A 7,529-nucleotide genomic window follows, 5' to 3' on the forward strand; every position below is an offset into this window, starting at 1 on the left:
TCTGGGCAGGGGCACGGTCGAGACGCTCTACCTGGTCGAGCGGGACCGGGGACGGGCAACGTACACCCTCGCCGCGTCCGACGACGTCCCGCCGCTGGACGTGCGGTTCGAGCTTCCGGTGCCGCCGTGGGACCCCGAGCGGCGGGCGGTCGTGACTGCCGAGGCGCGCCTGAGGCCGGGCGCCAGTGTCTCCTTCATCTGTGAGGAACGCGACGGCGAGTGGTCGGTGAACGTCAACGACGAGGAGCCTGCGTCGTGAGGATCTTCGCCAATCAGGAGAGCGCCTGGATCTTCCTCGTGTTGATGGCCCTCGCCCCTGTGGCGGCCGTGTGGTTCTACCGGCGTGTGCCGCCCACGGTGGGTCGGGGCCTCCGCGTCGGGCTCGCGACGCTTCGTGCCGCCGCACTCATCCTGCTCTTCGCGGCGCTCATCGAGCCCGTGGTCGCGCTGACCTCCGTTGGGAGCGAGCGGCCCGTCGTCGCCGTCCTGATCGACGAGTCGCGCAGTATGAGCGTCCCCGACGGCACCGGAGGCGTCGAGCGCGGAAGCGAGGCCGTCGAGCTTGTCAGCGAGGTGCTTCTCGAGCGCATCGCCCGGGACGCCGAGGTCGCCGCGTTCGCGTTCTCGGGCGACGTGCGGCCGCTGGACGAAGGGTCGAGCGGAGTCGAGGAGGTGTCGCGCTTCGACGGCGATGCCACCGATCTGGAGAACGCGATCGAGGAGGTCGCGCGCGGCCCCGGCCGGGGCGGCCTCGGCGCTGTGATCGTGGCGACCGACGGTGCCGTCAACCGCGGCGGGAGCCCGGTCGATGCCGGCGCGCGTCTGGACGCGCCCGTCTTCGTGCTCGGCGTCGGCAGTCCCGAGCCGCCCGTCGACATCACCGTGGAGGAGGTGCTTACCAACCGGATCTCTTACGCGGGCGAGACGTTGCCCGTCGTCGCGCGCATCACGAGCGCGGGCTTCGGCGGGAGCGAGACGAGCGTCGAGATCGTCGAGGACGGAGATGTCATCGAGTCGCAGGTGGTGTCCCTCTCCGGTACGGGCGAGGAGGCGGAGGTGACCTTCCGTGTCCGGCCGCGGGAACCGGGGACGCACCGCTACACCGTCCGGGTCCCGGAGGCGCCGGGCGAGACGGTGACGGGAAACAACGAACGGGTCGTCTTGACGACGACTCTGAAGGGGCGGTTCAGGGTCCTTCTCGCAGCCTCGCGACCCGCGTGGGACTTCGCCTTCGTCAGACGGGAGCTCAAGGCCGACCGCAACGTCGAGCTGACAGCGGTTGTCGGGGACGGCTCCGGGGTGCCGGCCTCTCGCGAGGAGCTTCTGGAGTACGACCTCGTCCTGCTCGTCGACCCCGACTGGGACGACCCCGCAGTGCCGGAGGACTGGCTCCGGGCCTTCGTGGTCGAGCGCGGCGGCGGCCTGGCCGTCTTCGGACTGCCGGAGGGGACTCCCGGGGCGCTTCCCTCGTTCCTGCCCGTCGAGTCGGTCGAACGGGTCGCCGCACCGCGCGAAGAGCGGGTGACCCTGACGCCCGACGGCGAGTCGTCACCCATTCTCCGTGTCGAGAACGGCCGCTCCGAGAACGTGCTGGCCTGGACCGGACTCCCGCCCGTCTGGACGGCCCCCGCCGGGACGTTCCGCGCCGCTCCCGAGGGCGTCGTCCTGGCCGAGGCGGGCGACGGCCCGGTCATCGTGCTCGGTGGCGGGCCGAGTGGCGGCCAGACGCTCGCGGTGCTTGCGGAGGGCATCTGGCGCTGGAAGATGGCCGGGGAGAGCGAGGACCTTCTTTCGACGTTCGTCTCCAACGCCGCGAGGTGGCTGACGGCGCGCGGGGAGGTCGAGCGGGTTGCGGTCACGACGGACGCGGACGTCGTTCCCGTCGGGGGTCTGATCCGCTTCAGAGGGCAGGTCTACCGCGCCGATCTCTCGCCCGAGATGGGCGCGACGCTGTCTCTCGAGGTCGTGCGCGGCGGCGGCGCGCCGTTGGCCGAGGTCTCCATGACGCCGGTCGTCGGCGGCTACGAGGGAGAGTTGAGCGCACCACCTCCCGGCGCGTACACGTACCGAGCGACCGCGTCGATCGACGGCGAGGTCGTCGGGACCGATGAGGGGACCTTCGAGGTCGAGCCGTTCGCGCTGGAGGACGCCGACGTGCGCAGGCGCTCCTCGGTCCTCCGGAGACTGGCCGAGGTGACGGGGGGAGCCTACGTGACGCCGGAGACCCTCGACGACCTGCCTGCTGAGCTCCCGCTCGAACGGGTCGTCCGTCGCCGCTCGAAGGAGTACGAACTGTGGGACACGCCGTGGCTGCTGACGGCGTTCGTCGGACTGCTCTCGATCGAGTGGGCGCTCCGGCGCCGGAAGGGCATGCCGTAGGCGGTTCCCCCGGGTGCGTCCCGCGGCCGCACCGAACCAACGATCGACAGAACGAGTACACTCTCTCCCCACCCCCCTTCGACAGACCGAGCGCGACTTCGCCCCGACCTTCCCGAAGAGACCTGATCCATGTCACGCCACACCATGGCGGCGCTTGTCTGCGTCGCGCTTTTCACGTCCGTCCTGTCCGCGTCCGAGTTGGTCATCAACGAGGTCTTCTACGATCCCGAGGGCTCGGACACCGGTCTCGAGTTCATCGAGATCATGAACTGCGGACACGCGACCATCGCTGTCTCGGAGTGGACGCTCGAGACGGGCAACGGTGCGCACCCAGACGACTGGACGGTCGAGTGGATCGGCGGACCGCTCGACGAGATCGAACCCGGTGGCATCCTGCTCATCGGCGAACGCGATGTCGAACCCCATCCGGACGTCGTGACACCGCTCGACCTGCAGAACGGGCCGGACGGATGCCGGCTGACGGACGGCGACCGTGTTGTCGACTGCGTCGGGTGGGGCGAGCCGCTCTTCTCCGAGTACTGCGAGGGCGCGCCGGCCGGTGATGTGTCCAGCGGACTGGCGCTCGCACGCATGCCCGATTGTCTGGACACCGACGACAACGCCGTCGACTTCGTGGGGCGCATCCCGACCCCGGGGGCTCGGAACACCGTCACCCGCGACCTCGCGGTGGCCGTCCGCCATGCCCGGCGGGTGGTTCATCCCGACGGCGAGCCGATGCCGGTCGATGTCGTCGTCAGGAACCTCGGGGCCGAATCGGTCGACGCGGGCGGGTACGAAGTCTCGCTCATCTGCGACGGCTCAAGCGTAGCCGCGCACACCTCGGACTGCTTGCTTGCGCCGCGCGATTCATGCGACGTCCGGCTCGTCTGGTCCGATCCGTCGCCCGGATACCACCACGTGGACGTCTCCGTTGTGACCGACTCGGACGGGCTGCCGTCCAACAACGTCGCGAGCACGACGGCGACGGTCGGCGCCCCGGCGGGTCTCCTGGTCGTGAACGAGATCATGCACTCACCCGGGGGAGAGTCGACCGAGTGGGTGGAGCTGGTTGCGACGGCCGGCGAGTCCGTCGACCTGCGGGGCTGGTCGCTCGGGGACGACGCCGACGAGCACACGCTGCTCGCCCGGGACGAGCCGCAGGGTCGGCTCTCCCTGGAGCCCGGGGCCTTCCTCGTCGTCGCCAGGGAGCCGGAGCTGGTCGATGCGGGCGGCGCACCGACGCTGGAGACCGACGGCTGGGAGGCGCTCTCGAGCGAGGACGTCGTGGTGCTCCTCGACGCGTACGGTACGCCCATCGACCGCGTTGCCTATGAGCGCGGTTGGGGAGGCGACCGGGACGTGTCGCTCGAGAAGGCACGTCCCGACCTCGACGCCGGGTCTCCGGCCAGCTGGGGGAGCTCCGTCGCTCCCGCCGGCTCCACGCCGGGGCTTCCCAACAGCATTCTTATCGAGTCGCTCCCGGTCGGGGGGACGCTCACGGTCAGCCCGAACCCGTTCACACCGGACGGGGACGGGCGGAACGACCGGACCGTCGTGTCGTGCGAGCTTCCGACCGCGACGGCACTGGCGCGGCTCTCAGTCTACGACATACGGGGTCGGCTCAGAGGGCGACTGCTCGACCACGAGCAGGTCGCCTCACGTCACGAGGTCGTCTGGGATGGACTCACGGCGGACGGGCCGCTGCCGCCGGGTCTCTACGTGCTGTACCTGGAGGCGATCGACGCGAGAGCGGGGGTCCTCTCCCGAGCCAAGGCCCTCGTGGGGATCGCGCGATGAGCCGGGGCGTCGTTCTTGGTGTCGTTCTCCTTGGGGTGCTCGCCGGATCGGCGACGGCGGCGTTCGAGAGACCCTGGCCGACCGCGAGAGCCGCCGGTCTCGCGATGGACCGAGCGTGGTCGCGGGGCGTCGTGGAGTCGACCGGGAACACGGACGGTCCGGCGTGGAACGTTGCGTGCAGCGGCGGCGAGCTCTTCGGCCTGGCGGACCTCCGAGGCGGCTCCGTGCGGGTCGAACGGCTCGACGCGCGCGGGCAATGGGCCGTCGCTCTCTCGCAGCTCGGTGACGGCCCGCTCGCGGAGCGGACGGTCTCCTGCCAGTCAGTGCGTTCGTTGGGAACCGGCCCGGCCCTCGGCCTCCGAGCCTCGGTTCTTCAGCTGACCTCCCGCGACTCTGGTGCCGCGACAACACTCAGTGTGGATGCGTCCGTCGAGAGTCGGGTCGTCGGGCTGCTTCGGGTGCGCGTCCTCGTGACGAACCTCCTCGGGATACGGGGTGACGGCATCGAGGCCCCTCAGTCTCTCTCGCTTGAGGCGGGGGTGGGAACGGGCTCCTCGCTCGTGGTCGGGGGGTGCCGCATCGAGGACGGGTTCGACGTCGTGCTCCATGCGGGCGTCGAGCTCGGACTGACGCCGCACGTGGTGCTGAGGGCCGGAGGCCGAAGCGGGAACGAGGAGCTTCTCTCTGTCGGGCTCGGGGTGGGGCGCGCCGGACGCCTCGTGCCCGTCGTGGATGTGGCGTGGCAGTGGCATCCGGCGTTGGGAGGGAGCTCGTTTGTCACATGTTCGTGGACTCTCTGACCGTTCCGTCGTGCTCTTCGTTCTCGCCGTCGTGCTCTCCGTGTTCCGGCCGGCCGGCGGCAAGGCGGGCGATGCGTTCGACGACCTCCTGGACTCGTTGCCGAGCGACATCGAGCCGCTCCACAGTGAGGAGATCGAGGCACTTCTGCGTGACGCTGCGGCACTGCGCGAGAACCCGATCGACTTGAACGCAGCGGGCCTTGCAGAGCTTGCACGGATCCCCTGGCTCAGCCCGGCACAGGCATTGAGGCTCGTCCGGGCCGTGCAGGTCGGCGGGCCGGCGACAAGCCTCGCCGAGCTCTGGAAGCGGGCGAGCATTCCTTCAGGTATCGGGACGGTGATACGTCCATACGTCTGTGTCCGTGCGCCGGTGACGGCTGGTCCCGACGTGGTCGAGGTGGGCCGCACAGCGCGGCGACGTCCCGTCGAGCTCCGTGCGCGGGTCGGTACGGCGACCGGCGGTGAGAATCCCTGGGACCCGGGCGCGTTCGTCAGGGTTCGAGGCGCGGTTTCCCCGACCATCACGTGGGGAGTCGGGGTAGAACGGGATGCCAATGAGGCCACCCTGGCCGATCATGTCGCCGGGCATGTCAGCTGGACAACTACAGGAACTGACCGGGGCCCGACGGCCGAGCTCGTCGCCGGTGACATCAAGGGCTCCTGGGGACAGGGGCTGGTGCTGGGAGGTGGAGGGTTCTCGTCACGAAGCCGCTACCCGATCGCGCGGGACCGCGTGTGGGGGTACGACGGAGCGTCCGAGTGGTCGTCCCGCCGGGGTCTCGCGGCGCTCCTCCGGCGGGGCGTCGTCGAGTGCCGGCTGCTCGTGTGCAGAACGGCTCTCGATGCGACCGTCGTGGATGGTCTTGTGACCGCGCGGCGGACCACGGGCCTCCACACCACCGAGAGCGAAGTGCAGGCGCGCGGAGCACAGACCGAGGAACTCGTCGCTGCGCGCGTCGTGGTAGCGAACGACGCCTGGCGTCTTGGTGGGTCACTTCTCTCTGGGCGGTTCGATCCCGGCTTCGCGCAAGGCCACAGCGAACGTCAACGGTTTGCCTTCTCCGGGAATCAACAGGTGGTCGGGGCGGTCGACGTGCGATACGCAGACGGGAGGTGGCGGGTCGGTGGAGAACTGGCCCGGACGCAGGGTGGTGCGACGTCCTGGATCGCGGCGGTCCGGACCCGTTACAAGGCACTGCGCGTGGGCTGCGGGGGCGCCTTCGCCTCAAGGGCGTTCTGGAGTCCGACGGGCGGCGGCGTTCCGGGAGCAGGCGAGGGCTCGAACAGCATCGCGGGCTGGCTGTCGGTCGACCTCAGAGCGACCGAGCGGTGGTCGATCGGATGTGAGGGTGAGTACCGAACGCGGCCCTGGCGTTCCTACCACGAGCCGCTCCCCGGGCGACGAAGAACGTTGAAGGGCAGATGCTCGTGGCGAGGAGAACGGAGTTTCCTCATTGAGCTCGAGGTGCGCGAGCGGGTGACCTGTGAGCAGGGAGATCCGTCGGGGACCACGAGGCGCCGTCATAGGAGATGGCGGCTCCGCGCCCGGTCGGTCGCCGGGCTTCCGGTGAGGGCCACAACGATGCTCTGGGAAGAGGAGCAGTCCGCCGGAGCGTTCGGGAACGGCGTCGGGTTCGACGTCGCGTGGAGAGGGGCGGTCGGCGACTGGTGCGCGGATGTCGGTGTGGCGGTGCTGTCAGACAGTGGCGGTGCCGCACCGATCCGATGGACGCCGGGACTGCCCGGCGAGTGGGGGCTCTCCTCGTGGGCGAGGGGGGTGAGCTGGTGGTGCCGGGTGACGCGTTCGCTGTCGTCGTGGGGCGAACTCGGCGTGCGCGTCTCAGCGGCGGCTGAAGATGTGTCGTTCGGGATGGGAGTGGAGATGCCGTAGCAGGTTGATGGGGTGTTGTTGAGGACGGAGTCGAGGGGCGAGGCCCGCCGGAAGACGGCGGGCCATGGTCTTGCTGGGAGTCGAACGTGCCGATACTGCCAAAGTTGTGGGGTACAACGCTCGTTATCACTGTTGCGGTGAAGGCTAAACCTCGGTTAGCACAGATTCGGCCAGACAACCTGTTGACATAGCGCATGCGAGGCGCTATGCTCGTACTCAGCCTTGAACTGACGGAGGCTCACAGTCTCCGCAGTCGCCGCGGGCTGCCGAAGCTAGCCAGAGTGTGTAGAAAGACAAGTGGGCGGCTGGAGGATTGGTCGGAAGCCAGTCCAGCCGCCCGGGCGAGGCACGCGCGCGTCCCGTTGGGACGTGGCGCGCTCTCGTCTGCGGAAGATACCCGGACTTGGGGTGCAAGTCAACGTGGGTCTGGAAACAGCGGGGTGGAAAGGAGGTCGTCTACACGGTTTGCGCGGAGTTCGTGGGAGGACTCTTCCAGCAGACGGTCCCGGGCCGGGACCAGGAGGTGGAGAGCATGTGTAGCAGATGGAGTCCGGTTGTTGTTGCCGCTCTGGTGCTCGCGCTCGCAGCGGGCGCCGTGTCAGCGGCGACCATCACTGTCCCCGGCGACTACGCCACGATCCAGGCGGCAGTCGACGCGGCCA

General features: G+C 69.6%; 4 protein-coding genes. All 4 read left to right on the forward strand.

Features of this window, described 5'->3' with window-relative positions:
- The first annotated feature begins 255 nt into the window (after positions 1 to 255).
- The 4 genes from GF405_10975 (at position 256) to GF405_10990 (ending at position 6,867) form a co-directional block, all read left to right on the forward strand.
- Positions 256 to 2,379 (forward strand): hypothetical protein, encoded by a 2,124-nt coding sequence (locus GF405_10975; GenBank protein MBD3368674.1) that lies wholly within the window; start codon positions 256 to 258, stop codon positions 2,377 to 2,379.
- Between the two features lie 129 nt (positions 2,380 to 2,508).
- Positions 2,509 to 4,176, forward strand: coding sequence for a hypothetical protein (locus GF405_10980; protein ID MBD3368675.1), 1,668 nt, complete (start codon positions 2,509 to 2,511; stop codon positions 4,174 to 4,176).
- Positions 4,173 to 4,976, forward strand: a complete 804-nt coding sequence (locus GF405_10985; GenBank protein MBD3368676.1) for a hypothetical protein — start codon at positions 4,173 to 4,175, stop codon at positions 4,974 to 4,976. Before GF405_10980 ends, GF405_10985 begins: the two co-directional genes overlap by 4 nt.
- Entirely contained in the window at positions 4,951 to 6,867 is a 1,917-nt protein-coding gene (locus GF405_10990; GenBank protein MBD3368677.1) for a hypothetical protein, read from the forward strand. The genes GF405_10985 and GF405_10990 overlap by 26 nt, the downstream gene beginning before the upstream one ends.
- Positions 6,868 to 7,529: the final 662 nt, after the last annotated feature.

This window comes from Candidatus Effluviviaceae Genus V sp., from assembly GCA_014728125.1.
GTDB lineage: Bacteria > Joyebacterota > Joyebacteria > Joyebacterales > Joyebacteraceae > WJMD01.

Bases quoted from the DNA above. Each gene is read 5' to 3' on its own strand.
- GF405_10985 (MBD3368676.1), top strand. From the start codon at position 4,173: ATGAGCCGGGGCGTCGTTCTTGGTGTCGTTCTCCTTGGGGTGCTCGCC.
- GF405_10980 (MBD3368675.1), top strand. From the start codon at position 2,509: ATGTCACGCCACACCATGGCGGCGCTTGTCTGCGTCGCGCTTTTCACG.